This window comes from Rhizobium nepotum 39/7 (assembly GCF_000949865.1).
Classification (GTDB): Bacteria; Pseudomonadota; Alphaproteobacteria; order Rhizobiales; family Rhizobiaceae; genus Agrobacterium; species Agrobacterium nepotum.
In genome coordinates, this window is the sequence record NZ_JWJH01000008.1 from 160,133 (window position 1) to 186,035 (window position 25,903).

Consider the following 25,903-nt stretch of genomic DNA (forward strand, 5'->3'; position numbering starts at 1 on the left):
AGAAGAACTTTTGATGGAGGTGTTCAATTAATCCGTGCCGTAAGCTGTTGAGTTAGCAACGACTGCCCGCTGTTAGGCTCAGGACATATTAAATCCCTTGCGGGGTTTGCTCGGTTTTGATTCACTTGGATCGAACGGAGGGACCCCAATGAGTGAATTGATGTTGCCATCGGAAATGCAGATGCGTCGGATCGAACGGTATTTCCCGCTGTCGTACGGCGTTCCGCGCGTTGATAACAGGCTTGTTTTGAGCGGCATCATCTTTGTTCAGCGTAATGAGTTGCGATAGCGCGACGCGCCGAAGGCGTAAGGGCCGCACAAGACGATCTACAACCGCTTCATCCGCTGGAGCCGGCTCGGTATATTCAATCGCATTCTGGCCGAACTAACCGCAAAGCGGGGCAAGCCCGAGTAATCGATGATCGATGCCGCTGCGCTCATACCTTCTTCTCAAGCATATGCATCGCTGCGGCCGTCATCTTCTGGCTTTGATTTAACGAGTCCTGACCCTAGAGCCCCATCGGGGATATAACGCCAGCAAGTCATTTGCGGTATCCAACGGCTTTAAACGCCAATTGAACGCCAAAAGGGCTCCGAGTTTCCGCGGAGCCCTTTGATATTTTTGTATTTGGTTGCGGGGGCCAATTCTTGCGATTGGTCGAGAGAACCATACCAAAGCTAGCAGCTTAGTCGCTCAACGTAAGTCGAGCTCGAATCCCTCTCGTCCCGCCGATTCTACGCCATGGCGCGACATTGCTACGCAAACACCGTAGATGGCCTCAGGGCGACATGCGCGGACATCAAACATGTCGAGTTTAGCGCCCTTTCACTTAGGAGCCGCCTTTTTGCGGCAAACATGCAAACAGAGTAGGCACATACTCTCTTAGATGCAAACTTGGCGATTCATTTACTTGTAGAACGGGTTTGACCACGCGATCTTCCCATTCGCGTCGATCACCACAACGCGCCACCAGTCACCATCAAACTTTGCCAGAGAAAATCGCGCAGAGGTCAAATCGGTTCCGGATAATTTTTCGTTGCGCGAAGCGCGGCCGACAATCGATACCTGAAACGCTGGCGAGCATTTAACGGAAACCTGGCCATCTTCGATGCGGATATCTTCGATTGAGGGCCCCTGGGTCGAATAATAATGACCCTTCTTCAAGGCCTGAAGTAAAGCTTCCGGCTCGTTAGCCTCGGCTTTGACCATAACCCAGCCGCCGAAGGCATCACGGTTCTGATCTTCTCCAGCCACCCAGTGAGCGTCATCACATGCCAATGCATTGATGTGCCGGCCAGTGTTAAGGATATCGTCGAGATAATAGGATCCTCCGCCGCGACCATTCAAAACCTGGCTAGTGTGATTGTAGACCTCAACGGCATGAGCGCCCGGAACTGACGCGGCATCGCCCGCTGTGAGCGCATACCATTCGGGATGCGGGATGGCAACGAAAGCGCCCGCGTCGATGCATCGTTGCGCAAGCTGAGGACCGGTTTCATCAGCGCCGTTCGGAGGAAAATCCGCCGGTAGACCAACCGCCAGTATGTGCCATTTCTCGCCATGTTCGGTTGATGGCGCATGACATTCTGCACCCAAAAGGGTTGTGAATGTGTTCGTTCTATAGGGGCGCGTATCCGCGATCGGATAATTATAGTGCGGCATGAAATGGTCGGAGAGGCAAAGAAAGTCATAGCCCCTCTCACGATATCGTTTGCACACTTCCTCGGCATCCAGCTTCCCGTCGGAGAGGCTAGAATGTGTATGCAGGTTTCCTTTGTAAAACTGACCTGCCGTGGCAAAAGCTTCAGCTTGCATGCTTCATTGTCCTGTTTGCGAGTTGTTGAGATGCTGAATCGAAAGCCGCCAGCAATTTTCTTGTGTAATCGGACGTCGGCGCTCGAAGGATATCGGCCGTTCCACCGTAATCGCGGATGCGCCCTTTTTCTAAAACAAGGATCTGATCCGACATTTCCGCAACGACCGGCAGGTCGTGCGAGATGAACAGGTAGGTGGTCTGGTGCTCTCGCTGCAGCCGTTTCATCACCTTCAGGACGGATGCCTGTACCGTAACATCGAGAGCAGACGTGATTTCATCGCAAAGAATGAGGTCCGGCTTCCCAGCGAATGCACGGGCAATAGCGACACGTTGCTGTTGCCCCCCTGAAAGCTGCCGTGGCGAGCGTTGCAAAAAAGCCGGGCCCAGGTCGAGTTCCAGGAGGAGTTCTACGGCACGGTCGCGAGCGGCCGCCCGCGTCATGCCGAAGAAAATCTGGAGCGGCCTCGTGATCAATTGCTCGACCGTGTGCTGTGGGTTGAGAGATGAGGCCGGATCCTGAAAGATCATTTGTACACGGCGGCGAAGGTCATGATTGCGGGATGTCGTGAGCCCAGAGACAATCTTGCCGTCAAAAACGATTTCCCCGCCGTTTCCATCGACCAGCCCCGAAATGATCGACGCCAATGTGGATTTTCCACTACCGGATTCGCCGACCACGCCCAAGGTTGTCCCTTTTGGAATGCTCAAAGAGATGTCTGAGAGAATAGGAGAAGCTGGAGCTTTGCGTGGAACCAGCTTTTGCAGCAAGCGCCACGACGTCGGCCGTTCGTAAGTGAACGAGAGGTCCTTGATCGCGAGTATATCGGGTGCATTCTGATCGATTGCTGCGTTCGACCTGCTCACATCCAGTCTGGGAATGGCCGCAATTAGCGATCTGGCATAGTCGGTAGACGGATTTGCGAAGACTTGCTGCGTTGGCCCGTCCTCCAGTACTTTTCCATCTTTCATGACGAGAACGCGTTCGCACATGCGAGCGATGACATTCAGATCATGGCTGACGTAGACCAGGGTGGTATTTGTGCGTTTTTGCAGGCGTCCCACCAAGTCGAGAACCTGCGCTTCCACGGTTTTATCGAGTGCAGTCGTGGGCTCATCAAGGATGATCAATTCGGGTTCTGCGACCAAGGCGGCGGCAATAACGACACGCTGGCGTTGGCCGCCCGACAACTGATGCGGATAGCGATCGAATATCGTGGCCGGATCCGGCAACTCCATTTCAGCCAGTAACTCCAGCGCACGGGTTTTCGGCTGCTGGCCGGAAGCCGCAGTGTGGAGGTTGATAAGCTCAATCAGATGTTGGCCGATGGTGCGATGCGGCGTCAGGGAGGAAAGGGGATTCTGCGGCACCATCGCAGCGCGACCGCCGCGATACCTGCGCAACTCTGCGGCATCAAGTTCGAGAATGTCTTTGCCCGCGACAATGATCGAGCCGGCGGCAATTCTGGCACCGGGACGGCTATATGCGAGAAATGCTCGAGCCAGCGACGATTTCCCGCAACCGCTCTCGCCGACAATACCGATCGTCTGGCCTTTCGGAATCTTGAAACTGATATCCTCAAGTGCTGCGGTCTCGGTCTTACGCCCGGTTTTATAGACCAGTTTTAGATTGCGCACTTCGATATGAGCGTTGTCCAGCATATCAAAGCTCCGTTGAGGTGATGCCAAAGGCTCGTGCAAGACCGTCGACCAGGAAGTTTACGCCAATTATGAGGCTCGATAACATTACGGCTGGCAACAGGAGAAACCACGGGTCGGTGAAGACCACACCCATCGCTTCCTGCACCATCAAACCCCAGTCGGGGGTCGGCTGACTGATGCCGAGACCCAGAAACGAGAGAGCACTGATCCGCAGCACGGCAGAAGATAGACGAACCGCAAGCTCCACCCCGAGAAGTCCCACCAGATTGGGAAGTATTTCCCTTGCCATAATTGCCAGACGCGTTTCGCCGCGCAACTCGGCTGCCCGGATAAAATCGAGTGTGGAGAGACTTATGGTCTTGGCGCGGATCACTCGGACAACACCCCAGGCATAAACAACGGCAACAATCGGGATCAGTGCACCCACATCCTTGCCGAGGGCGAGAGTCAAAATGGCGATAAGAATGATGTCCGGGATTGCCATCAAGGCATCGACAACCCGCATAACCGCTTCATCGAACCGGCCGCCGATGTAGCCGGCGAGGATACCAAGTGTTGATCCGACGACGAGCGCGATCGCGACGCCGCAGAATGAGACGAGCAGAGCGACACGGCCTCCCTCGATAATCCTGCTGAAATAGTCTCGTCCGATCTGATCCGTTCCCATCAGAAAATCCCATGACGGCCGCAGCAAAGGCGCTCCGACAAGCGCGCTGGCGTCATGGGGCGCAATGATTGGGCTGAATACGGCCAGACACAGATGAACCACAACGAGGACGGCCCCGATTAGCGTAGCCGGTTCTGAAAGCGCGCGCCTTAGTGGCGACGAACGCAATCCTGGTTTGGCTTCGACGGTGACGATTGGAAAATCAGCCATGGCGGGCACTCATACGAACGCGAGGATCAAGAGCAAGGATCGCCAGATCGGCGATCAAATTGGATACGACAACAGCCAGAGCAGCCAGGAAGGCAATAGCCTGAATGGTCGGGATCTCGCGTTGCGAGATCGCGCGTAAAAGTTCGCCGCCGGCACCGGGATATTTGAAGACGGCCTCGACAACGACCGAACCGGCCAGAAGGCCTGCAATGAAGCTGGCCGTGCCATTCAGCATTGGAATGAGAGCCGATGGCAGCGCGTGCTTGATGGCAATCCGCCAGGACGGTATTCCTGCCAACCGGGCGCGCTCGACATAGTCGCTATTCAAGGCTTCGACCATTCCGGCACGAAGCAATCGGAACTGGTAAGCTGCGCCGTGTACACACAAAGCGACGACCGGCAAAATCGCCGCTGCAAGGATAGTCAGCGCGGGAGCATCGGTCGGCGCGAATATGACTGCGGGAACGATGCCGAGCCAGACCGCAAAAACGATGACGAAGATATTGCTGACGACAAAATCGGGCATCGAATAGGTAAAAAGCGTTGCACCGGTGATCGACGTGTCCAGCCATTTGCCTGATCTCAAACTGGCCAACACTCCAAGTGTTATGACGATCACAAGCATCACCAGAAGCGCAATTCCGGCCATGATCGCCGAATTGAGCATGGGATGGTATATGTGGTCTATGACGGGCTCACGCTTGACCATCGTCTTTCCAAAATCAAACGTAACCAGCTGATGCCAGACCTCGAAGAAGCGGACGGGGATCGAACGGTCCAACCCCAGTTCCGCTCGCATTTGCGCGAGCTGATCTTCTGTATAGAAGGCCATCTCATCGGCCGGAATCGTTGCCGTTAATGCGTCACCCGGGAGCACTTCGGTGCCAAGGAACACAATGAGTGACGTCAATGTCAGGATAAATAAGGACAGGAAAATCCTTCTGCCGATCATCGTGACGATATTTGACATAATGCGCTCCCGGCGGGGGTTCAGGGATCGGCCCGTAGCGATCCGGTCAAACGTCGATCCAGCAATCATCGAACCTGCTACCCCAATTCTGCGAATGGGACTTCAGGTTCTTCACCGAGGGATGATGCGCAAGCATATTGCGCCGGCCGCCGAGCACGATTGCTGGTGTGTCCGCTTGAGCAAGGCGTTGTAGTTCTTGATATTTCTCGAAGCGCTTCTCATCATTCGGCTCCGCAATTGCTGCCTCAAAGAGCTTTCCATAACGCTCAGCGTTCGGGCCGGTCCAGCCCGCAGACTCAGTCGGATTGGTAACCATGCGTCCCAGATTGATTGCAGGATTTCGCGGGCCGACAACGCCTGCGTTGGGGCGCCCGAAAGGGGGATTGACCTGCTTCACATAAGCATCGAAACCATCGGTCGGCATTTCGCGAATCTCGATATTGATGCCGGCTTTCTTCAGAGACTCGGCGGCGATCGCCATCACCCTCGGCATTTCGGGAAAGGACGGCGCAAATACGACCGGCGGAAGCGTGATCCCATTCGGATGGCCTGCTTCTGCAAGAAGCTTTTTCGCGCGCGCGGGATCGAACGCGAGCTGTCGCGGCAGAAACTCTTTGTTGATGCCTGACATTTGCGTGTCGTTGCCAACCCAACTGCCCGGATCGTTGTAGACGATGGTATTGATGGCATCCCGGTCGATGCTCAGCGTCATTGCTTCGCGGACCTTTGCATCGTTCCAGGGTAGGTTGAGGTTTTTAGGCAGGCCGATCAGGAACTGGTCGCCGCCTTGGGATTTGTGAACCACGCCGCCAGCGCCCTCAAACTGACCCGCCGTGGTCGGATCAATGTTGAAAACCGCATTGAACTGGCCTGATCGGAAACCGTTAATCGCGGTCTGCGAGTTCACCACATAACCTTCGATCTCGTCGAAGTAGGGACGGCCCTGCAGCCAGTAATTTTCGTTGCGCACAGCCTTGAAGCCACGGCGATTGTCGACCTGAACCAGCTTGAAAGGACCAGTACCAATGCCGTCGGCGAAAATTGCCTCTGGTTCTGCGGCCGGGACGACCGTGAGCCGATATTCGGCAAGAATGTACGGGAATTCCGCATAACTTGCATTAAGTGTAAAGCGGACGCCGTATTTGCCCTGCGCCTCGACCTTCTCGAACCATTTGTTGAAAAAGCCGCTCGCCTTCTGCTTGATATGCGCGTTGAATGACGCAACGACGTCGTCAGAAGTCATTTCCTTGCCGTTGTGAAACTGCACGCCCTCACGCAGCTTGATGTCCCAGATCTTCAATGTCTCGTCGGTCGGATGCCAGCTTTCTGCCAACTCGCCTTGCAGGTTGAAGTCATGATCAATCCAGATCAGACAGTTCCATATCGACCGCGTTAAAAGATCGATCCAGTAATACGGATGCTTGCCGTTGTTGGACGTACCCACAGCCCAGTTCGGGTATGTCTGGCCATATACCAGCTTGCCACCCGACTTTGGTGCCATGTCATTCGGTGTTGATGCCCAGGACGGCAACGCCCCAGCAGCGATTGCGTAATTGCTCCCGAGCAGAGGCTCAAGGCCAAGAGCGGAGGCGCCGACCGCCAAAAGTTGCAGGAAATCGCGTTTTGAGATCGGGGTCACTGCGTCGTCTCCATGAAGTCGGTTCGAGCAACCTGGCGATGCCGCGAACTCAAGGGCTTATGCTCTGCGCGGCGGTGGGAAGTGACAATTATACTCCACCCCATTCTCAACCTCGCACGGTCGAAATTCAACATCAAATACTATGTTTCTATCGAATCCATTGACTGAAGCTATGGATAACGTCATCCGATGACTGTTATGTGACGGCGCTCCAGCAAAGCCCGATTTTTGCAGAAATGATCTCAACTGGTAGGTCGACCTATCGATTGTCCTTATGCAGAAGCCGGAAACCCCGTACATTGCCCGATGAAGTTTTGGCCCCCCTCACCCTCGAACGCATGGTCGACCAGGCTTCCAAACCGGTCCTGTGCACGCCGCAATGATGGACAACGTCGCCAATCACCGGTTCACATACCCGTGACTGCGAGATCAGCGGCAAGTGCTTGGAGATGCGTGTCCGGATGTCGCTAAAGCACAGACGGAGCCGTCTGAAACGTCCGTAAGCTCACCACTCTGATCGAACATTGACGGGATTGCAGGACGACCACATGAGCTTTTCCTTTTTTCGATTTCCTGTTCTCGATAAGGACATTGCCAAACGGCTTTCCTATTGACTAATACAAATCTTTGTCGCCTATCATAGGCTGTGGCTATAGTATTTACCCAGCTTCGATCCTTTCATGCCGTGGCCGAAAACAACGGCTTCACGGCGGCTGCGAACGCATTGAATGTTACCCAACCGACGATCACGACCCAGGTGAAAGAACTTGAGGATCGATACGGCGTCGAATTGCTGATCCGGCGTGGTCGACGTGTTGAACTGACCGAAACGGGCATAGCGCTGTTTGACATCAGCCGCCGCATCATGAAACTGAATGACGAAGCAGAGGAACTGCTGACGAACAGCGGCAAGCTGATGACCGGTGAACTTCGCGTCGCCGCGGTCGGTCCCTTCCACGCGACGGAGATGATCGCCCGGTTTCTCGCCAAGTACCCCGCAATCAAGGTCGGTATGCTGCTGGGCAATTCCGACCAGACATTACAACGAATACTCGATCTGGAGTCAGACGTTGGTATCCTTGCCCATGTTGTGGACGACCCACGCATATATACGGTGCCCTACAACCGCCATGAGGTTGTTGTCTTCATCAATGCTGACCACCCGTGGTTTTCTCGAGACAGCATAAGCATCGCCGAACTCGCGGATCAGCCGCTGATACTCCGGGAGGTCGGCTCCACGACAAGGCGCTCGCTTGAGCGTGCAGCCAAGATAGCCGAAGTCGCGATCAACCCTTTTATCGAAATCGGTAGCCGCGAGGGTGTCTGGAAAGCAGTTGAGCAAGGGCTTGGCGTGGGTGTTGTTGCAGATTTCGAGTTCGTGTCGCATCCGCGATTAAAGACCATCCATATTGCCGACGCGGAAGTCTCCACCGAATACCGTCTCGCCTGCCTGATGGAGCGGCGTCATTCCCCCAAGATCGAGGCTTTTATCGAAATAGCGGAAGCCCGCTAGGTTCAGTACTCATTGCCCACAACTACAGCATGAATGACCAGATTTGCTTGAGCCGCAATCGCCTTGCAACCCCAACATCCCGTCGATGGGTGGCGCCGTCCCCCTATCGCCAGGCCTGAGTCCGCGCCAACAGACCGCGGGCGACCAGCGCGTGGATGAGCTTGGCGGCTACATTCGTGTAGAAGATCATCATGCCCATCGCGGCGGCCGGCGCGATGTCGCCCGCATCGTCCATGTTGAGCACGGCAACGGAGGCGAGCTTGGTGTCCGTGGAATAGAGGAAGACCACGGCGGAGACCGTCGTCATCGCATTGACGAAGAGATAGATCGCAATGTTGAGGATCGCTGGCAGGCAGACCGGCACCGTCACCCGGAAGAACAGCCGTTGGAAAGGTTGCTTCAGGGAGGCTGCGACGGATTCGAATTCCGGATCCATCTGCTTGAGAGCTGTCAGCGCCGTCAGATGAGCGACCGTATAGAAATGCGTCACGGTGCAGACAACGAGGATCGTCATCGTGCCGTAGATTGAATTCAAAGGGTTGGCGGGGTTGTTGAAGAAGAAGATATAGGCGAGGCCGAGCACCATGCCTGGCACGGCCATCGGCATCATCGCCAGGAAATGAAAAAGGTTTCGGCCCAAGCGGAAACCATCCGTCTTTTCGACCATGTAGGCGCCGGCGAAGACGACGAGCGAGCCGAAGAATGCCGTCAGCAGGGCTAGCTTGATCGAGTTACCATAGGCCGCCCAGCCACCGCCGTCCATCAGGTCGAAGGCGAAGTTCTTCGTCGTCAGCGTCAGGTCATAGGGCCAGAACTTTACGGCCGCAGCGATCTGGCACATGGCGACCATGCCGAGGATAAAAAGGCTCACAAGGCAGGCGAAGGCGAAGCAGCACCTGTCCATGCGGGCATTCGACTTCGGTGTATAGGGTACGGCACGGGCCGAGAGCAACGCGACCTGCCGTTTCTGCATGCGTCGGTCGACGGCGAAGGCGAGGATCGCCGGTACGAGCAGGATGACGGAAACGACCGCCCCCATTTCGAAATTCTGCTGGCCGATCACCTGCTTGTAGATATCGACGGCGAGCATGCCGTATTGGCCTCCGATCACCTTGGGCAAGCCGAAATCGGTGATAACCAGCGTGAAGACCACGAAAGCGGCAGAGACCAAACCATAGCGCGCACCGGGCACCGTTACCGTCCTGAATGTGCGCCATTTGCTGGCCTTCAGGGAGGCGGCGGCTTCGTAGTGCCGCGCGTCGGCCACGGACAGCGCCGTCAGGATGATCAGAAAAGCGTGCGGCAGCGTGAAGAAAACCGATCCGATGACGATGCCGATCGGCCCATATATGGAATAACCGAGGAGCCAGTCCTTGAATATACCCTGGTTGCCGAAGAGATAGACGAGCGCGATGCCGGGCAGCAACGAGGGTACCAGTATCGGGAGCGCCAGAATGCCGCGGAACAGGCCCTTCAGCGGCATGCAGCTGCGTGTCAGCCCGTAAGCGAGCGCGAAGGCGACGGAGACGGTGAATGCGGTGCTGATCAGCGCCATCAGAACCGAATTGGTGATCGATTGCGCCAATGCCGGCGTCGAAAAGTAGGTCCTGAAATTCTCAAAGCCCAGGCTCCGGGCGGGCCTGAGTACGATACGCCGGAAGGTGCCGGAATCATATTCGCGCCACTCCGTCCCCTTTTCCAGTGTGGATCCGGCAAGGAACGCGGCATCGGTGGTTGTGCCACGGACACGATACTTTACCGGACTGCGAAACTTGAACTCGGGGAAGAATTTGGTGGCGGCGAGCCGGCCGTCGGAATTGGTGGTAAGTTCTGTTTCACCGACGGCGCCAAGCGTCCTGTTCAGCGCCTCCGCGTTTACGACTGGCCCCCAATTCACACCTGTCTCATCACTCACCTGAAACTCGAAGGCCGCAAGTTTAAATTCGTAGGTCGAGAGTGATTTCGACAGCATGATGAAGAGCGGCGCGCCGAGCGCGACGACCAAATAGAGGCCGATGATGGCCATGAAACCGAGTTTGACGCGATCGTCACGGGAGGTTTCCTGACGGAGCCGCCTGCCGGCGAGTGGAAGATTGGGTGCTTCGAGAACGATGTTCATCATGCGTTCCTCGGATAGAGCAGCAGGCGCTCGCGCGGGATTTCCACCTGAATGACGCCGCCCGTTTCGATCCTGAGGCGTCGCACCGCATTGACCGAGAAATCGGCGACGAGCGTGCGTTCGCCAAGCCGCGGTGCGGTCAGCCGCGTGCGCCAGAACATGCCAAGAAATTCCATCTCCTGCACTTCGGCATCGATGAGGTTCTGCGGCGTCGCCGGGCGGTCGACAGCGTTGACCGCATGGGCATCGGCACCGTGTGGGATGATATCGACGGGACGCACGACGGCCGTCGCCGCATGGCCCACGGTAAAGCCCTCGGTCGAACAACAGAAGGATGAATGGCCGATCTCGACCTCGCCATGCCGCGGGACCGTTGCGAGAAACTGGTTGGTTTCTCCGATGAAGTCTGCAACGAACAGGGTGTCTGGATGGCGGTAGATGTCCGTGGGGGAACCGACCTGCTCTATGACGCCATGGTTCATGACGACGATCCGGTCGGCCATGGCGAGCGCCTCTTCCTGATCGTGCGTGACCATGACCGTTGTGACGCCGAGCTTGCGTTGCAGCGCCTTGATTTCGTGACGCAGGTGCACACGCACCTTGGCGTCGAGCGCGGACAGCGGCTCATCGAGCAGAAGCAGTCCTGGCGAAATTGCGATGGCGCGGGCAAGCGCGATACGTTGCTGCTGGCCGCCGGAAAGCTGGGCCGGGTACTTCCTTCCCTGCGCCGACAGGCCGACCGTTGTGAGGAGTTCAGCAACGCGGGCGGCGATTTCCTGTTTGGAGCGACCGGTGTTTTGCAGGCCGAAGGCAATGTTTTGCTCGATGGTGAGGTTGGGGAAAAGCGCGTAGGACTGGAAGACGATGCCATAGTCGCGCTGTGACGCCGGCAGCGTTGAGATGTCGCGGCCGTCCTGGAGGATCGTGCCGTGTGTCTGGAGGTCAAGGCCGGCGATCGCGCGCAACAGGGTTGTCTTGCCGCAGCCCGACGGGCCAAGAAAACAGATGAATTCTCCCTTGGCTATGGTGAGCGAGATGTCGCGCAGCGCGACGAAATCGCCGTAGTTCTTCCAGAGGTCGGAGATCTCCAGATAGGGCCGCGACTGGATACCCGCGTCCCCGGCGCCGCAGGGATTGCTTGGGGGTATCGGTTCGATCGACATGGCATGTCTCATCTGCGGGCTCCGCTGGCTGTCAGGCGATGGTCGAGAATGCGAAGGGCGGAGCCTGAAATCGCTCCGCCCGCCAGTCAGGCTCAGCTTTTGGGTTCCGACTTGGCGTCGTAACGCTTCTGCCATTCCTTCAGGATGACGCCGCGGTTGTTGGCGGCCCATTCGAAGTCGTTGTCGATCATCTTGGAAGCAATGTCCGCCGGTAGATGCTCGACCTGCTTGGCGACGCCCGGATAGGCGACGACGGCATAGCCGGCATTGTACATTTCATTGGCTTCTTTGGTGACAGACCAATCGACCAGGGTCTTGGCGGCATCGAGATTAGCCGTGCCGGCAATGATGGCCGTCGCTTCCGCCTCCCAGCCAGATCCTTCTGATGGAAAGATGATGTCGATGGGCGCTCCGGCGCTCTTGGCCTTGGCGCCGGGAAATTCGAACGACACACCGATCACCGCTTCGCCGGCGCCCGCCATCTTGCAGGGCTTCGAGCCGGAATGCGTGTAGGCCGCAATGTTTTCATGAAGCTTGTCCATGAAGGACCAGGCCTTCTCCTCGCCCCACATCTGAAGCCAGCCTGAGACGTCGAGGAAGCCGGTACCGGACGAGGCCGGATTCGGCATTACGATACGGCCCTTGTATTCTGGCTTGGTCAGGTCGCTCCAGCTCGCCGGCGCCTTGAGGCCGAGTTTTTCGCCCTCCACGGTGTTGTAACAGAGCGCCGCGACATAGGCGTCCATGCCCACCCAACTCGGCGGGTTGTCCTTATCGACGAATTTCTTGTCGAGTGCCTCGATGCCCTTCGGCTCGTAGGCATCGAGCATACCTTCGGTCTTCAAAAGCAGCAGCGAGGTTGCGGCCAGACCCCAGACCACATCAGCCTGCGGATTGTCCTTTTCGGCGAGCAGCTTGGCAGTCATCACGCCGGTGGAGTCGCGCACCCAGTTGATTTTGATTTCGGGGTGGGCCTTTTCGAACGTCGCCTTATACCGGTCAAGGTCAACGGCTTCGACCGCGGTATAAACCGTCAGTTGGGTTTCAGCAGAAGCAATGACGGGGAGCGCGGCGCTGACCGTGCCGGCAAGCAGAAAAAGCACGTATCTATTCATGATTGAAATTCTCCTCTGGAAGCCTGGAAAAACCCGGGAAGCGCGGCGGGCGATCTACGTGTCGCCCTTGATGATCGGCTTCAGGAGGGCATTTTGCGCAAGGGCATTCAGTAAGTAAAATTTATTATTCTTATCGTTACCAAGGTAAAATCTATAGATAAAACGCCGCAAAAACGGGCATATGTACAATGTTTGCCGTCAAAACGGTCATGCGTGCCGTTTTCACAGGCAACAAAAAAGGAGCCGCATGGAGCGGCTCCCGAAGGCGATCTCGCAGGGGTTCTTTCGACCTACCATGGCAGAGAGAAAGTTTTGACATTTGTGAAGCTTTTCATGGCTTCGATGACGCCTTCCTTATATCCGTTTCCGGAATCCTTGATGCCTCCGAAGGGCGACATTTCGATGCGGTATCCTGGGACTTCCCAGATGTTGACGGTGCCGACCTTCAGGCCAGTGATGTATTTCTGCATGCGGCGGAAATCGTTGGTGCAGACACCGGAGGAGAGGCCGAAGGCGGTCGAGTTGGAAAGGGCGATGAGGGCATCATCGTCATCCGGCGCCCGGATGATCGGGATGATCGGGCCAAACGTTTCCTCCATGACGAGCTCGGAGCCGTGCGGCACGCGATCAACGACGATCGGCGGCAGCAGGGCGCCTTTGCGGCCGGGATCATAGAGCACGTCGGCGCCCTGTTCGGCGGCCATATAGACCCGCTTTTCGAAGAGGGCCGCGGCCTTTTCGTGCACGACGGTACCGAGCTGCGTCGCGCGGTCCATGGGATCGCCGAAGGTGATCGCCTTTGCCCGCTCCAGTACCATCGGCACGAAACGGTCGGCAACACGTTCCTGGCAGAGGATGCGCTTGACGGCGGTGCAGCGCTGGCCGGAGTTTTTTGTCGCCCCCGCCACGGCAAGGTCGGCGGCTCTGGCCAGATCGTCATCCGACAGGTCGTTGAGGATGATCAGCGGATCATTGCCGCCGAGCTCCAGCACCTGGCGCTTGTACCCCGCCTTTGCGGCGATCAGCTTGCCGACCGGCACGCCGCCGGTGAAGGTGATGAGATCGATATTGGGATTGGTGATCATCTCGTCGCCGATCGCCTGCGGCCAGCCGGTGACGACGGAGAGCATCTGGGGCGGCAGGCCGGCCTCGTAGAGAATGTCGGCCAGCACCAGCGCGGTCATCGGCGTCAGTTCCGTCGGCTTGACGACGATGCAGTTGTTGGTGGCGATCGCCGGCGCGATCTTGTGCGCCACCATGTTGAGGGGGTGGTTGAACGGCGTGATCGCCGAAATGGCCGTCAGCGGCTCGCGGGTGGTGAAGATCTTGCGTTGCTTGCCATGCGGGGTAAGGTCGCAGGAGAATATCTCGCCATCGTCATGGATGCACATCTGCCCGCAGAGCGTGAAGACATCGAAGGCGCGGCCGACCTCATAAAGAGAGTCCTGCCTGGAAATGCCCAGTTCCAGCGTAATGAGATCGGAGACTTCCTCCCTGCGGGCAACCAGCAGTTCGGCGGCCTTCAGCAGAATACGCTGGCGCTCGTAGCGCGTCAGCTTCGGCTGGTAGGCTGCCGCGATCTCGAAGGCCTGGCGTGCATGCCCGGCATTGCCGGCCGGCACGGTGCCGATGACGGCATCGTTCCACGGATAACGAACCTCGACCACATCGTCGGCATCGACCCTCTTGCCGGCGATGCGCATCGGCTCGTGGCGGATTGCGAATGTCGCTTCTACCTTGGTCATCGCTCCCTCCCTTTATGCCGGCTGTGCGGCTGCGACCAGCGCGTAATAGAAGGCATCGAAATTGCGCAGCGTACCGGCCGAAAGCAGTTCGGGCAGCGTGCGGTTGACGATGAAGGGCACTTTCTGCTCCGTCAGGCCGCCATGCGAGCGCAGCGGTTCGTTCAGCGCGGCCAGATCATGGCGGTGCTCGCTGGTGCCGAGCGTCTTGTTCTCGGTGGAGAGCATGACGATGTCGCCGATGCGGTCGTCGGGCAACTCGAAACGCACGCAGGCTTCCGGCCGCGACAGCACGATCTCGATGCCCTCGATCGCCTTCAGCCGCTCGATGATCCCTTCCTTGTCCGCGTCTTCCGGCAGGTAGGCCGTGGCGAAGGAACCGAGCGCGCCGTGATGCACGACATAGGGGTCGGTGATCGGCAGGATGACGCGGGCGGCATCCTTGCCGAGCCAGTCGTCGAGCAGGTCCTGCACGTAGATCACATCGGGGGTGCCGTCGGCCTTATGCTTGGGCTTCATGCCGTGGTCGGCGGTGACCACGATCGCGGCACCCAGTGCATCGAGCTCGGTCAGATATCTGTCGAACATCTCGTAGAAGTCGTTCGCCTGCTTCACGCCGGGGGCATATTTGTGCTGCACGTAGTCGGTGGTGGTGAGATACATCACGTCCGGGCGGAATTCCCTGAGGAGCTTCACACCGGCCGCAAAGACGAACTCGGAGAGTTCGGCCGAATAGACTTCCGGCACGGCGCGGCCGAGCCAGGCCGAGGCGTTGTCGATCCCGTTGTCCGCCCTGGTGGTGGTGTCGGACTTTTCCGAGGAGAAGCAGATCGCCCGGCCCTCGTCGAACTTCAGGCCATGGCCCAGAAGCGCGCGCAGCTTGTCCTTCGCCGTCACCACGGCGACCCTGGCGCCGGCATCGTAAAAGGCCTTGAAGAGGGTTGGCGCGCGCAGGAAGCGCGGGTCGTTCATCATCACTTCCCTGCCGGTTGCCGGCTCGTAGAGATAATTGCCGCAGATACCGTGGATGGCCGGCGGGCGGCCGGTGGCGATGGAGAGGTTGTTCGGATTGGTGAAGCTCGGGATGACGCTGAGCGCGGTGCGCTCCGTGCCCGTCCCGCGTATGCGTGCAAGCGTCGGCATCAGGCCGGCCTCGATGGCCTTGTCGAGATAGGCCGGCTCGCAGCCGTCGAGGCAGATGGCGATCGCTGGAACGTTCGGCCACGGATAGCTGCGACGGTTGGCAACAACGGTGATGGGAGACATCTGGTTCATCGAAGGTTCCATTTTTCGTTAAGCCGCGAGGCGGCTGCGTTCTTCAAGGGCGATGGCGGGCGGGGCGGCGTTGTCGACACCCATCTCCGCAAGCGAGGAGCGGGCAGCATTCACCACACGGCGCATGACGTGCTCGTCCATATGACCGATGCAGCCGACACGGAAACTGTCCACCACCGTCAGCTTGCCGGGATAGATGATGAACCCCTTGTCCTTCATGAGATCGTAGAAGCGGTCGAAGGCGAAGGCCGGATGCGCCGGGCTGAAGAAGGTGACGATGATCGGTGAGAGCCATTGGTCGGCGAGCAGCGTTTCGAAGCCGGCCTCGCGCATTCCGGCGACCATGACGTCACGGTTACGGGCGTAGCGTGCGCCGCGCGCGGCAACGCCGCCCTCCTCGCGATGCAGGCGCAACGCTTGCAGGAAAGCGGCGACGACGTGGGTCGGCGGCGTGAAACGCCATTGACCGGTCTTGTTCATGTGCTCCCACTGAGCGTGCATATCGAGGCTGAGCGAATGGCTGCGTCCTTTGGCGGCTTCCAGCTCGCTCTTGCGGGCGATGACGAAGCCGAAACCCGGCACACCCTCGATGCATTTGTTGGCGGAGGACACAATCGCCTCGTAGCGGAAATCGGCAAGGCCGGCCGGCACGGCGCCAAAGGCGCTCATTGAATCGACCAGCAGCTTGCGACCTCGCGAATAGACGGTTTCGGAGATTTCCTTCAGCGGGTTGAGAATGCCGGAGCTGGTCTCGCAATGAACCACCACGACATGGCTGATGTCTGGATCGGCATCCAGAGCGGCAGCGATTTCCGGCCCGCGAGGCGGCATGTAGTCGCCCTTGTCAATCATGGCATGGTCGCGACCGAGATAGGAAAGTGTCTGAGCGATGCGCTTGCCATAGGCGCCGTTGCTCAACACCAGAACCTTGCCGTCACGTGGCACGAAGCTGCCGAGCATGGCTTCCACAGAAAAGGACCCGCTACCCTGCATGGGCACGCAATCGAACTCGCCGGCCGTATCGCCGACGATGTCGAGAAGCTGGCGGCGCAGGGTAGCGGTCATGGCGCGAAAATCGCCGTCCCAGGATCCCCAGTCCCGCAGCATTGCCTCCTTGACCGCATAGGCCGTCGTCAGCGGACCAGGTGTCAGGAGGTAGGGTTCGCCGAGCCTCGGCGATTCCAGCGGAGCGATGGTTGTCTCAGAAGCGGTATTTGGCATGGCTCGTCCTCGCGTTTGGCTATCCGAAGACAACAATGCAAGCGAAACATATATCTGTAAAATCGATCTTTTAGATAAAACCATAGATACAAGTTATGTATCGCCGCGAGAGAGATCATGCTACAAAAGTGATCGTTGGTGGCTTTACATAAATTAAATCGTTCATTCTAATAGGCCGGATATGAACCATATCAAACGGGGAGCGTTCGAATGCGCTACGTCCAGCTTCGGGCTTTCCACAACGTCGCCATTCACGGCGGCTTCTCGCGAGCGGCGGAGGCGCTTTTTCTGACGCAGCCAGCAATCTCGGACCAGGTGCGCAAACTGGAGGAGGAGTACGACGTCCTGCTCTTTAACCGAAACAAAAAGCAGGTGTCGCTGACCCAGTCCGGCCAGCAGCTTCTGGAGATTACCCGGCGCATGTTCGACGTGGAGCAGCAGGCGCTGGACCTGCTCTCGGAGTCCAAGGCCCTTCGGGCTGGAAAGCTCCGCATTGTCGCGGACGCTGCCCATCACCTGCTGCATATCCTCGCCGCCTTCCGCCGCGCTTACCCGTTTGTGAAAGTCTCGATCAATGCCGGCAATACGGAGACCGTCATCACCAGCCTGCATGCCTATGAGGCCGATATCGGTGTTCTCGGCGAAATCCCTCAATCCAGCGACTTTGACATCCTGAAGCTCAATTCCACACCAATCACGGCTTTCGTGAGCCGTGATTATCCGCTGGCCGGTCAGAGCGAGGTCACTTTCGCCGAACTTGCACAACACCCTCTTGTCATGCGCGAGCGCGGTTCCAAGACTCGCCAGAAGCTGGAAGCCATGGCCGAGCATTGCGGGACTACCCTGATACCGCGCATCGAGGCGGAGGGACGCGAGGCAGTTCGCGAAATCGTGGCGGCCGGTGGCGGCGTCGGCTTCGTTTCGTCCGCCGAGTTCGGCCAGGACAGCCGCCTCGTCCCCATCCGCATCAATGCTCCGGAAATGCTGATGGACGAGGCACTCATCTGTCTGCGCGAGCGCAGCAACGGCAAGCTCGTCAGTGCATTTTTCGATATCGCACGCCGACTTTCGCCAGCGGCGAAAGGAATTTGAACGCCACTTTTCGCCGTTCCAAATTCGCCGGTTTGGACTGCAAGCTCCCGAATGACACGAAAAATAAACCTCCGGTGACGAAGTCAACGGAGGCTGAAATCGAGAGATTTTTTTGACGAACGCATCTTGGCGACGGAGTATGCGAAGACGGCGGGATATCGTTGGCAAAAGGTAATCCGCGCTAACGCATTCTGGAAATACGTCGCCGCAGCCATCCTGATCCGATTTCCGCCATGAGGACAAGAGCGATGATCACCAGCAGAATAGCAGCAACGCGTGTGGATTCGAGCTGCTGGGTCGTGCGCTTCAGGTACCACCCCATGCCGCCGCCGCCAAAGAAGCCGACGACCGTGGCTGCGCGGAAAGCAACGTCCCACGTATAGATCGCGATACCTGTGAAAGCGACCCGGACCTGCGGCACGACCGCATACTGGAAGACCTGCAGCGGATTGGCGCCGACCGAGCGCATCGCGTCAACCGGCCCCATATCGATCGCTTCCATTTCATCGGAAAACAATTTTCCGGCAAAACCGATGCAGAATACGGTGAGCGCGAGCGTGCCAGCGAGCATGCCGAAGCCGAACACCGTTACGAAGAGGATGGTCCAGATCGTCTCGTGGATGGAGCGGCTGCCCATGATGGCGATGCGGCCGAACGGATAGGTGATGCGCCGGCTGATCGTGATGTTGCGCGCGGCGAGCCATGCGAGGGGTATGGCGAAGACGACGCCGAAGAAACCGCCAAGCAGCGACATTTCCAGCGTGCGGATAACCGAACGGATAAAATCCGCGTCGGAAATATAGTCCATATCCGGCGGGAAATAGCGGGTAGCGAGAATTTCAGCCAGGCGCGGGAAGGCCCCGAGAATGCGCGCGAGGTCGATATTGAGAAAGGCGACGGACCAGGCAAGAAATGTCAGCACGGCCAGCAACACACAAAAACGGATGGTCGAATGCGGGTGGCGGTAACGCGACCAGCGGCGTGGTGCGGTGGGGATGGATTGTGTCGATGCGAATACCATTGCCGCCTCCTAGATCACTGCCTTGCGGGCGAAATGGGACACCACCTCGCCGAGCGCGATGAGGGCCAGGACCGCAAGGACCACCAGCGTCACACCGCCATAGTTGAACATTGCCATCTGCCGGAAAAAGACGAGGCCGAGGCCGCCGGCGCCGACCAGCCCCATGATGGCGGAGCGGCGGATATTGATATCCCATTCGAAGATGATCGTGCCGATGATGACAGGCAGGATCTGTGGCACGATACCGTAGTACATTACCTGAAACTGGTTGCCGCCGACGGCGCGGATCGCCTCGACGGGCTTCGGGTCTATGTTCTCGATCGCTTCGGCGGTGATTTTCGAGATGAAGCCTATCGAACGCATCGCGACGGCGAGGATGCCTGGCAAGGCGCCCAGCCCGACGGCACCGACGAAGAGCAGCGCCCAGATGATCTCATGGATCGAACGGGACAACACCATCAGGAAGCGGCCAAACGGATAGAGGATGTAACGGTTCGGGGTGACGTTCGCTGCTCCGAACCACGCTACGGGAAGCGACAGCACGCAGCCGAGGATGGTGCCGAGTGTCGCCATCATAAGGGTTTCGAGCGCCGGCACGAGCAACTTGGGTGTAAGTGACCAGTCGACCCAGAGGAAACGTTCAAGCGTGCCGCCGATGCCGAGCGCGCCGCCCATGCGCGCCCAGTCCGTGTCGAACATGATCGTGTCCCAGAAACACCAGGCGAGCACTGCGACACTTGCTGCGACCACAAGCCAGTTCTTGGTGCGACGGCTGCGCTTATGGGCGAGCCAGGCGTCAAATCGATGCTCCGAGACTGAAGAGAACGCCAGGCTCATCACAGCACCTCCATCGCATAAATCTCGTCGAGGTCCTGCTTGCGCATGCCTTTCGACGGACCATCGAACTTCTTGTAGCCATCCTGCATGCCGATGATGCGGTTGCAGCTTTCAAGCGCCAGCTGTACATCGTGAATGTTGCACAGGACGGGAACCTTGAATTCGGTTGCCAGCTCACGGATCAGCCGCATAACGTCGCGCGAAATCTTTGGATCGAGTGCGGAGGTCGGCTCGTCGAGCAGCAGAATTTCCGGCTTCTGCATCAGCGCGCGGGCAATGCCCACACGCTGGCGCTGCCCCCCCGAAAGGGCATCCGCCCGCTTGTCGACATGATCCTGCAGTCCGACCTTTTCGAGAAGGTGAAGCGCCCGATCGATATCCTCGCGCGGAAAAGCCTTGAAGAAGCTGCGGAAGGCTCCTGTGTAGCCAAGCCTGCCCGACAGTACATTGTCCATGACCGACATGCGATTCACCAGGTTGAACTCCTGGAAAATCATGCCGATACGCCGGCGCAGACGCCGCAGCTCGGTCCCGTGCAGCGATCGCACCGACTGGCCGAACAGCAAAATGTCGCCCTCCGTCGGCTCCACAAGGCGGTTGATACAGCGGATCAGCGTCGACTTTCCGGCGCCGCTCGGTCCGATGACGGCGCAGAAGTCGTCGCCATCGACAGCAAAATCTATTCCCTTGAGGATTTCCGGGCCGGTGGCCGCGTAGCTGACTTTCAGGTTGCGCACTTGCAGGATAGACATGGACGCCACCGTTTCGGCCGTTGAGCCGCGCGCCGCGCGGCTCTCGATGATGTTCTTTTCGTGTCTCACTGGCTTGCTGCCTTTTCGGCTGCGACAAGTTTGCGGATGATATCGTAGTCGGCGTCCTTCATGGCCACGAACTTCGTGGAGGCGATGCCATCGAAAAACGGCTTTGCTGTCGGGTCCTCGTGGAGCGTCAGGAACGCTTCGCGAATGGAGGCTTTCAGCGGATCGCAGAGATCGCTGCGATAGACCATCGGGTCCTGCGGAATGATCTCGGACTGCCACAGCACCCGGAAGTCTTCCTTCTTGGCAAGTCCACGGTCGATGACATTGTCGAGGCGGTGGGTCGCCACGAAGGCATCGTCAACGCGGCCTTCCTTGACCGCCAGCGCCGACTGGTCGTGGCCACCTGTATAGACGACTTTGGAGAAGTAGTTCTCCAGTTGCGGACCTGTTCCTACCTTCTCGCCGAACACCATGCGCGGCAGGAGATTGCCGGATGTGCTGGCCGGATCGGCGAGGCCGACGACCGAGCCCTTGAGGGATTCGATACTATCAAACTTCGAACTTGCCGGCACGACAAGCACGGCGCGATAGCCCGGACCCTCTTCCTGGAAGTGGCCCTTGGTCTTTGTGTACGTGGCAAAGACCTCAAGGTTCGGGTCCTTCTGCCTGGCAAGCACATAGGAGTTTGGCCCGTGCACACCGATCTGCACCCAGCCGTTGACCATAGCCTCGATAACCGAGGCGTAGGACGTCGGCATGAAGAATTCGACGGACTTGCCGGTCTTTTCCTTCAGCTTGTCGAGCAGGGGCTTGTAGATGTCGAGTTCCTGCGTCGTCTCCTCCGTCGGAATGATCGAGAAGACCAGCGTGTCGGGGTTTTTGCACTCTGCCGCAAGCGCACCCGAATTCGTGTAGGTGATCACTGCGCCCAGCGTTGCCAGGCCAGCGATGGCGCGTTTCAAGATAGCCATTCATTCCTCCCAAAACAATAGCCATTCATTCCTCCCAAAACAAATGAAATTGACCCGCCTGAGCCTCCCGCTCGCGGCGGTTATTGATCGGTCATGCCACTGCCATATGCTTCCTTCCTCCACCACCGGCGACGGCCAGAAGCGCGTCCTTCCTGCCGATGAAGTTTTGCCCGCGCTCCCCGTCGAAGGCGAGCGCGATCAAGTCGCGCCATTCCGCATCATCGATGCCGTAGTGGCGATAATCCGTCGCGACGCCAAGGCCGTTCAGGAATGTTTCCAGCTGGTCGGCCGCCTCCTGCGCCTCCACGTCGAAAATCGCCTGCAAGCCCTCCAAGCAGATACCGCCCTCCCTGGCGACACTGCGGATGATCATCGGAAGCGAGAAAGAGCAGGCGATACCATGCGGCACACCATGACGCAGCGTGATCGGATAGGACAGGGAATGAGCGATGGCAGTCTTGGTATTGGAGAAGGCGAAGCCGGCCAGAGTTGCGGCGCGCGCCATTCGGCCCCGAAGTTCAACATTCCTGAGATCGTTGACGAGCAGCGGCAGGGTAGCCAGCACCCCTCGCGCGGCAGCGATTGCATGAGCCATGGAGACGGGATTGGCGCTGCGGTTCCACAGGCTCTCCAGCGAATGCGACAAGGCGTCTAGTCCGGTCTGGACGGTAAGGTCCCTCGGCTTGCCGATCATGAGCTCGGGATCGACGATCGAATATTCTGGATAGAGGCCGGGATGGGCAAGCGAGAATTTGACGCCGCCCGCATTGTCCCAGACCGTGCCCCAGCAGGTGACTTCGCTGCCGGTTCCAGCCGTTGTCGGGACCGCGACCAAAGGCCAGGGTGCAATGGTCTCCGCGCCGGCCCGCTTCTTTAGATATGCATCCATGGCGGCGAAGTCGCCGCGTGCGGCGGCAAATACCTTGGCCGAGTCGATGACCGAGCCGCCGCCGAGCGCCACGATGATTTCCGGTGGTCGGACAAGCCCCGCGAAACGGGCCGTCTGGACTTCCAGAAGGGCGATGTCCGGATTAGGCGCGATATCGTCAATGACGAGGACCGGCGCGCCGGCCTCCTTCTCAAGACGTGATGCGAGGCCACGAAAAAACGTGTCGCCGTAGGTGACGAGCGCATAGCGACGACCGGCGATGACATCGGCCAGTCGCGCGAAGCTACCGGGGCCGAAACGAACGTCAACGGGATTGCGATAGGACCACACGGCAAGTTTCCTGTTTGTAAATTGATGGGCAGGAACACTGTTACAAACTCGCGATCTATTGACTAATACAAATCTTCGCCGCTTATCATAGGCTATGGCTATAGTATTTACCCATCTTCGCTCATTTCATGCCGTCGCCGAGAACCGCGGTTTCACGTCCGCAGCCCACGCACTGAACATCAGCCAACCCACCGTGACAACCCAGGTGAAGGAGTTGGAAGATCGCTATGGCGTCGAACTGGTTGTGCGTCGCGGGCGCCGGGTGGAGCTGTCGGAAACAGGCGCCGCCCTCTTCGATGTCACCAAGCGCATCATGAGCCTGCACGAGGAAGCCGAGGAGCTGCTGCTGAGCAGCGGCAAGCTCGAAACCGGCCAGTTGCGTCTTGCCGCAGTGGGTCCGTTCCACGCCACCGAGATGGTGGCGCGCTTCCTTGCCAAATATCCATCGATCGAGGTCAGCATGTTGCTCGGCAATTCCGATCAGACGTTGCAGCGCGTCCTCGACCTTGAGTCGGACGTCGCAATCCTCGCCCATGCCGTGGACGATCCGCGAATCTGCTCCGTGCCGTTCAGCACCCATGATGTCGTCGTCTTCGTCAATGTCGATCATCCATGGTATGGGCGCGAACGCGTTTCCATCACGGAACTTGCCAACCAGCCGCTGATCCTGCGTGAAGTCGGTTCGACGACACGGCGCGCGCTGGAACAGGCGGCCGTGGAGGCAGAGGTGCACATAAAGCCACTGCTCGAAATCGGCAGCCGCGAGGGCGTGTGGAAGGCAGTCGAGCGCGGCCTCGGCATTGGCGTCGTTGCCGATTTCGAATTCGTCGCGCATCCCCGCCTCGGCACGATCCGCTTTTCGGATGTCAGTATCCGGACCGAATACCGACTTTGCTGCCTCGAGGAGCGGCGCGCTTCGCCGAAGATAGAAGCCTTCATGAAGACCGTACTAGCGCCCTGAAAGCCGGCCATCACCTATAGGCCCAATCTATAGATCCATAGAAACTTTAAAATTGACGAATATCTCGTATCGGCGGACTGTCTTGTGTTTAATAGACAGGGAACAAGCCGATGCATCTTTCCGCCGTCCTACTACACCTCGCAGGAGCGACTATGCTGCTGCTCTTTGCCGTGCACATGGTGCGAACCGGCATGGAGAACGCCTATGGCGGGGCGCTTCGCTCCATGCTCGGGACCGCGCGGGGCCATAGCCGGGCGGCGGCCGGCGGAACCGCCGCCGCCATCCTGCTCCAAAGCTCCACTGCCGTTGCCATGCTCGCCTGCGGTTTTGCGATGAACGGCATTTTGACAGTTCCAACCGGGCTTGCCCTGCTGCTCGGCGCCGATCTTGGCTCGGCGCTGGTCGTGCGTGTGCTCTCCTTCGATCTCGGCTGGCTCGTTCCGGTCTGTCTCTTTGCTGGCGGGGTTCTGCATCTGAAATTTTCCGACAGGCGGATGCGCGAGATCGGCCGCATGGTGCTTGGGGTCGGCTTTGTGCTCCTCTCGCTGCGGCTAATCGGCACGGCCACGGCGCCGCTGCGCGATGGCGCCATGCTGCCGTCGCTTGCGAGCTATCTGGCCGAGGATTATGTGACGGCTTTCCTGATCGGCGCGCTTTTCACCTGGCTCATCCATTCCAGCGTTGCGGCGATCCTCATGATCGCGACCTTTGCCGGACAGGATCTCGTGCCGCTCGAGGCTGCCGTCCCGCTGGTGCTCGGCGCCAATCTCGGCGGCGGTCTCATCGCCTTCTGGCTGTCGCGCGGCATGCCCTCCGCCGCTCAACGCATTCCCGTTGGCAACCTCTTATTCCGCGCGACGGCTTCCCTTACCACCCTTGCCGTGATGGAAACGACCATGCTGCCGGTTGCCGCGCTCGGTTATGGGCCGGCGGATGCATTGGTGAATTTTCATGTGCTCTTCAATGCAGGCCTCGTTCTGGCGGGCCTACCATTCGTCGCCTTCATGACGCGTATCGTCTCGCGCCTGCTGCCGGAAGCGGAGATGAAGGCCGCAAGCGACGATCCGCTGCGAAACCGTGTCACTGCTCTTGATCGATCTGTTATCACCACGCCCCGGCTGGCGCTTGCCAGTGCGACGCGTGAGCTTTTGCGCATGGGCGAACTCGTGGAGTTAATGGTTCGCCCTGTCATGGATATGCTACGTGCCGGGGAGCGCGTCGACATCACCCGCGTGCGCGACATCGACGACGCAGTCAACCAGGCCCACACCGACATCAAGCTCTATCTCGCCGAGGTGAACCGCGGCACGATGACGAGTGAAGAAGCCGCGCGCAGCATCGAGCTCACCGATTTTGCCATCAATCTCGAACATGCCGGCGATATCATCGCAAAGAACCTTCTCGTTCTTGCCGAGGAGCGGGCGGACAAGAACTGGCGTTTTTCCAACGAAGGATGGAGCGAACTGGTGGATCTGCATGCCCAGGTTGTCGAGAACATGCATCTTTCCCTTAACGTCCTCATCTCGCAAGATCCGCCCTCGGCACGCCAGCTCATGCTCGAAAAGGAGAGAATGCGGGAAATGGCGCGCTACACGCATGACCGGCACCTGCGGCGCCTGCAATCCGGCACGCCCGAAAGCATCGAGACGAGCGGTATGCATATCGAGATCGCACGCGGCCTGAAGGAGATCAATTCGCTTCTCGCCACCGTCGCTTATCCGATCCTCACGCGCAGCGGCGATCTGTTGACCAGTCGTCTGGTCAAGACAGATCATAGCTAAAATCTATCGATCTAATTCAGAATTGCAATTTTTCGAATGGATGATTTTGCGGCACATAGAACAGGAACATATGCGCACCTGCGTGCTGCGCTCGCTCTGCTCTCAGAAGGATGCCCTCGATGAACCAGATGTCTCCCATCACCGTTGTTG

General features: G+C 58.4%; 20 protein-coding genes and 1 pseudogene. 5 read left to right on the forward strand and 16 right to left on the reverse strand.

What is annotated here, in order from left to right; genetic code table 11:
* Positions 1 to 148: 148 nt before the first annotated feature.
* Positions 149 to 388: pseudogene (locus tag RS75_RS27070) on the forward strand (transposase); the annotation flags it as partial.
* 519 nt (positions 389 to 907) lie between these two features.
* Here RS75_RS27070 and RS75_RS10740 read toward each other — a convergent pair.
* From RS75_RS10740 to RS75_RS10760, 5 genes are read right to left on the reverse strand one after another with little or no spacing between them, the layout of a single operon-like run.
* Entirely contained in the window at positions 908 to 1,816 is a 909-nt protein-coding gene (locus RS75_RS10740; protein ID WP_045020165.1) for a PHP domain-containing protein, read from the reverse strand.
* Positions 1,806 to 3,476 (reverse strand): dipeptide ABC transporter ATP-binding protein, encoded by a 1,671-nt coding sequence (locus RS75_RS10745; protein ID WP_045020166.1) that lies wholly within the window; start codon positions 3,474 to 3,476, stop codon positions 1,806 to 1,808. Before RS75_RS10745 ends, RS75_RS10740 begins: the two co-directional genes overlap by 11 nt.
* A 1-nt stretch (position 3,477) precedes the next feature.
* On the reverse strand, positions 3,478 to 4,353 hold the full coding sequence (locus RS75_RS10750) for an ABC transporter permease (RefSeq protein ID WP_045020168.1): 876 nt from the start codon (positions 4,351 to 4,353) through the stop codon (positions 3,478 to 3,480).
* Positions 4,346 to 5,323: an ABC transporter permease gene (locus RS75_RS10755; protein ID WP_045020170.1), complete on the reverse strand. Its 978-nt coding sequence runs from the start codon at positions 5,321 to 5,323 to the stop codon at positions 4,346 to 4,348. Before RS75_RS10755 ends, RS75_RS10750 begins: the two co-directional genes overlap by 8 nt.
* Before the next feature lie 46 nt (positions 5,324 to 5,369).
* Entirely contained in the window at positions 5,370 to 6,962 is a 1,593-nt protein-coding gene (locus RS75_RS10760) for an ABC transporter substrate-binding protein (RefSeq protein ID WP_045020172.1), read from the reverse strand.
* Positions 6,963 to 7,608: 646 nt separating this feature from the next.
* Between RS75_RS10760 and RS75_RS10765 the strand changes: the two genes are divergently transcribed.
* Entirely contained in the window at positions 7,609 to 8,475 is an 867-nt protein-coding gene (locus RS75_RS10765) for a LysR substrate-binding domain-containing protein (RefSeq protein WP_045020174.1), read from the forward strand.
* Positions 8,476 to 8,578: 103 nt separating this feature from the next.
* Here RS75_RS10765 and RS75_RS10770 read toward each other — a convergent pair whose 3' ends face one another.
* From RS75_RS10770 to RS75_RS10795, 6 genes are all read right to left on the reverse strand, one after another.
* Positions 8,579 to 10,594 carry a putative 2-aminoethylphosphonate ABC transporter permease subunit gene (locus RS75_RS10770; RefSeq protein WP_045020229.1) on the reverse strand — a complete coding sequence of 672 codons (2,016 nt, stop codon included), beginning with the start codon at positions 10,592 to 10,594 and terminating at the stop codon, positions 8,579 to 8,581.
* Positions 10,594 to 11,769, reverse strand: a complete 1,176-nt coding sequence (locus tag RS75_RS10775) for a putative 2-aminoethylphosphonate ABC transporter ATP-binding protein (protein ID WP_045020176.1) — start codon at positions 11,767 to 11,769, stop codon at positions 10,594 to 10,596. The genes RS75_RS10770 and RS75_RS10775 overlap by 1 nt, the downstream gene beginning before the upstream one ends.
* 80 nt (positions 11,770 to 11,849) lie before the next feature.
* Complete coding sequence (locus RS75_RS10780; RefSeq protein WP_045020178.1) at positions 11,850 to 12,872, reverse strand: putative 2-aminoethylphosphonate ABC transporter substrate-binding protein; 1,023 nt, start codon at positions 12,870 to 12,872, stop codon at positions 11,850 to 11,852.
* 290 nt (positions 12,873 to 13,162) lie between these two features.
* Complete coding sequence (gene phnY / locus RS75_RS10785) at positions 13,163 to 14,617, reverse strand: phosphonoacetaldehyde dehydrogenase (RefSeq protein ID WP_045020180.1); 1,455 nt, start codon at positions 14,615 to 14,617, stop codon at positions 13,163 to 13,165.
* 12 nt (positions 14,618 to 14,629) lie between these two features.
* On the reverse strand, positions 14,630 to 15,889 hold the full coding sequence (gene phnA, locus RS75_RS10790) for a phosphonoacetate hydrolase (RefSeq protein ID WP_045020231.1): 1,260 nt from the start codon (positions 15,887 to 15,889) through the stop codon (positions 14,630 to 14,632).
* 18 nt (positions 15,890 to 15,907) lie between these two features.
* Complete coding sequence (locus tag RS75_RS10795) at positions 15,908 to 17,110, reverse strand: 2-aminoethylphosphonate--pyruvate transaminase (RefSeq protein ID WP_045020182.1); 1,203 nt, start codon at positions 17,108 to 17,110, stop codon at positions 15,908 to 15,910.
* A 210-nt stretch (positions 17,111 to 17,320) separates the two neighbouring features.
* On the opposite strand from RS75_RS10795, the gene RS75_RS10800 reads away from it, so the two are divergent.
* The gene (locus RS75_RS10800) at positions 17,321 to 18,202 is read left to right on the forward strand and encodes a LysR substrate-binding domain-containing protein (RefSeq protein ID WP_045020184.1); all 882 of its coding nucleotides are present in this window, start codon (positions 17,321 to 17,323) and stop codon (positions 18,200 to 18,202) included.
* Positions 18,203 to 18,383: 181 nt separating this feature from the next.
* Here the strand turns inward: RS75_RS10800 and phnE (RS75_RS10805) are convergent, their stop codons facing one another.
* From phnE (RS75_RS10805) to psrA, 5 genes are all read right to left on the reverse strand, one after another.
* Positions 18,384 to 19,223: a phosphonate ABC transporter, permease protein PhnE gene (gene phnE / locus RS75_RS10805; RefSeq protein ID WP_045020186.1), complete on the reverse strand. Its 840-nt coding sequence runs from the start codon at positions 19,221 to 19,223 to the stop codon at positions 18,384 to 18,386.
* 9 nt (positions 19,224 to 19,232) lie between these two features.
* A complete protein-coding gene (phnE, locus tag RS75_RS10810; protein WP_045020188.1) occupies positions 19,233 to 20,060 on the reverse strand; it encodes a phosphonate ABC transporter, permease protein PhnE in 828 nt (275 codons plus the stop codon).
* Positions 20,060 to 20,881: a phosphonate ABC transporter ATP-binding protein gene (phnC, locus tag RS75_RS10815; RefSeq protein WP_234704245.1), complete on the reverse strand. Its 822-nt coding sequence runs from the start codon at positions 20,879 to 20,881 to the stop codon at positions 20,060 to 20,062. Before phnC ends, phnE (RS75_RS10810) begins: the two co-directional genes overlap by 1 nt.
* Entirely contained in the window at positions 20,878 to 21,792 is a 915-nt protein-coding gene (locus RS75_RS10820; protein ID WP_045020191.1) for a phosphate/phosphite/phosphonate ABC transporter substrate-binding protein, read from the reverse strand. Before RS75_RS10820 ends, phnC begins: the two co-directional genes overlap by 4 nt.
* A 91-nt stretch (positions 21,793 to 21,883) precedes the next feature.
* A complete protein-coding gene (psrA, locus tag RS75_RS10825; protein ID WP_045020193.1) occupies positions 21,884 to 23,011 on the reverse strand; it encodes an iron-containing alcohol dehydrogenase PsrA in 1,128 nt (375 codons plus the stop codon).
* Positions 23,012 to 23,105: 94 nt separating this feature from the next.
* Here psrA and RS75_RS10830 point away from each other — a divergent pair, with 94 nt between their 5' ends.
* Positions 23,106 to 23,972 carry a LysR substrate-binding domain-containing protein gene (locus RS75_RS10830; protein ID WP_045020195.1) on the forward strand — a complete coding sequence of 289 codons (867 nt, stop codon included), beginning with the start codon at positions 23,106 to 23,108 and terminating at the stop codon, positions 23,970 to 23,972.
* Positions 23,973 to 24,082: 110 nt separating this feature from the next.
* Positions 24,083 to 25,753: a Na/Pi cotransporter family protein gene (locus RS75_RS10835; protein WP_045020197.1), complete on the forward strand. Its 1,671-nt coding sequence runs from the start codon at positions 24,083 to 24,085 to the stop codon at positions 25,751 to 25,753.
* Positions 25,754 to 25,903: the final 150 nt, after the last annotated feature.

What these genes read in the sequence shown, in the direction of transcription:
- RS75_RS10745 (WP_045020166.1), bottom strand. Translation starts at nt 3,476, where the DNA reads ATGCTGGACAACGCTCATATCGAAGTGCGCAATCTAAAACTGGTCTAT.
- RS75_RS10755 (WP_045020170.1), bottom strand. Translation starts at nt 5,323, where the DNA reads ATGTCAAATATCGTCACGATGATCGGCAGAAGGATTTTCCTGTCCTTA.
- phnA (WP_045020231.1), bottom strand. Translation starts at nt 15,889, where the DNA reads ATGAACCAGATGTCTCCCATCACCGTTGTTGCCAACCGTCGCAGCTAT.
- RS75_RS10740 (WP_045020165.1), bottom strand. Translation starts at nt 1,816, where the DNA reads ATGCAAGCTGAAGCTTTTGCCACGGCAGGTCAGTTTTACAAAGGAAAC.
- phnE (WP_045020188.1), bottom strand. Translation starts at nt 20,060, where the DNA reads ATGAGCCTGGCGTTCTCTTCAGTCTCGGAGCATCGATTTGACGCCTGG.
- RS75_RS10780 (WP_045020178.1), bottom strand. Translation starts at nt 12,872, where the DNA reads ATGAATAGATACGTGCTTTTTCTGCTTGCCGGCACGGTCAGCGCCGCG.
- RS75_RS10820 (WP_045020191.1), bottom strand. Translation starts at nt 21,792, where the DNA reads ATGGCTATCTTGAAACGCGCCATCGCTGGCCTGGCAACGCTGGGCGCA.
- phnE (WP_045020186.1), bottom strand. Translation starts at nt 19,223, where the DNA reads ATGGTATTCGCATCGACACAATCCATCCCCACCGCACCACGCCGCTGG.
- RS75_RS10750 (WP_045020168.1), bottom strand. Translation starts at nt 4,353, where the DNA reads ATGGCTGATTTTCCAATCGTCACCGTCGAAGCCAAACCAGGATTGCGT.
- RS75_RS10800 (WP_045020184.1), top strand. Translation starts at nt 17,321, where the DNA reads ATGCGCTACGTCCAGCTTCGGGCTTTCCACAACGTCGCCATTCACGGC.
- RS75_RS10830 (WP_045020195.1), top strand. Translation starts at nt 23,106, where the DNA reads ATGGCTATAGTATTTACCCATCTTCGCTCATTTCATGCCGTCGCCGAG.
- phnY (WP_045020180.1), bottom strand. Translation starts at nt 14,617, where the DNA reads ATGACCAAGGTAGAAGCGACATTCGCAATCCGCCACGAGCCGATGCGC.
- RS75_RS10775 (WP_045020176.1), bottom strand. Translation starts at nt 11,769, where the DNA reads ATGAGACATGCCATGTCGATCGAACCGATACCCCCAAGCAATCCCTGC.
- RS75_RS10795 (WP_045020182.1), bottom strand. Translation starts at nt 17,110, where the DNA reads ATGCCAAATACCGCTTCTGAGACAACCATCGCTCCGCTGGAATCGCCG.
- RS75_RS10770 (WP_045020229.1), bottom strand. Translation starts at nt 10,594, where the DNA reads ATGAACATCGTTCTCGAAGCACCCAATCTTCCACTCGCCGGCAGGCGG.
- RS75_RS10835 (WP_045020197.1), top strand. Translation starts at nt 24,083, where the DNA reads ATGCATCTTTCCGCCGTCCTACTACACCTCGCAGGAGCGACTATGCTG.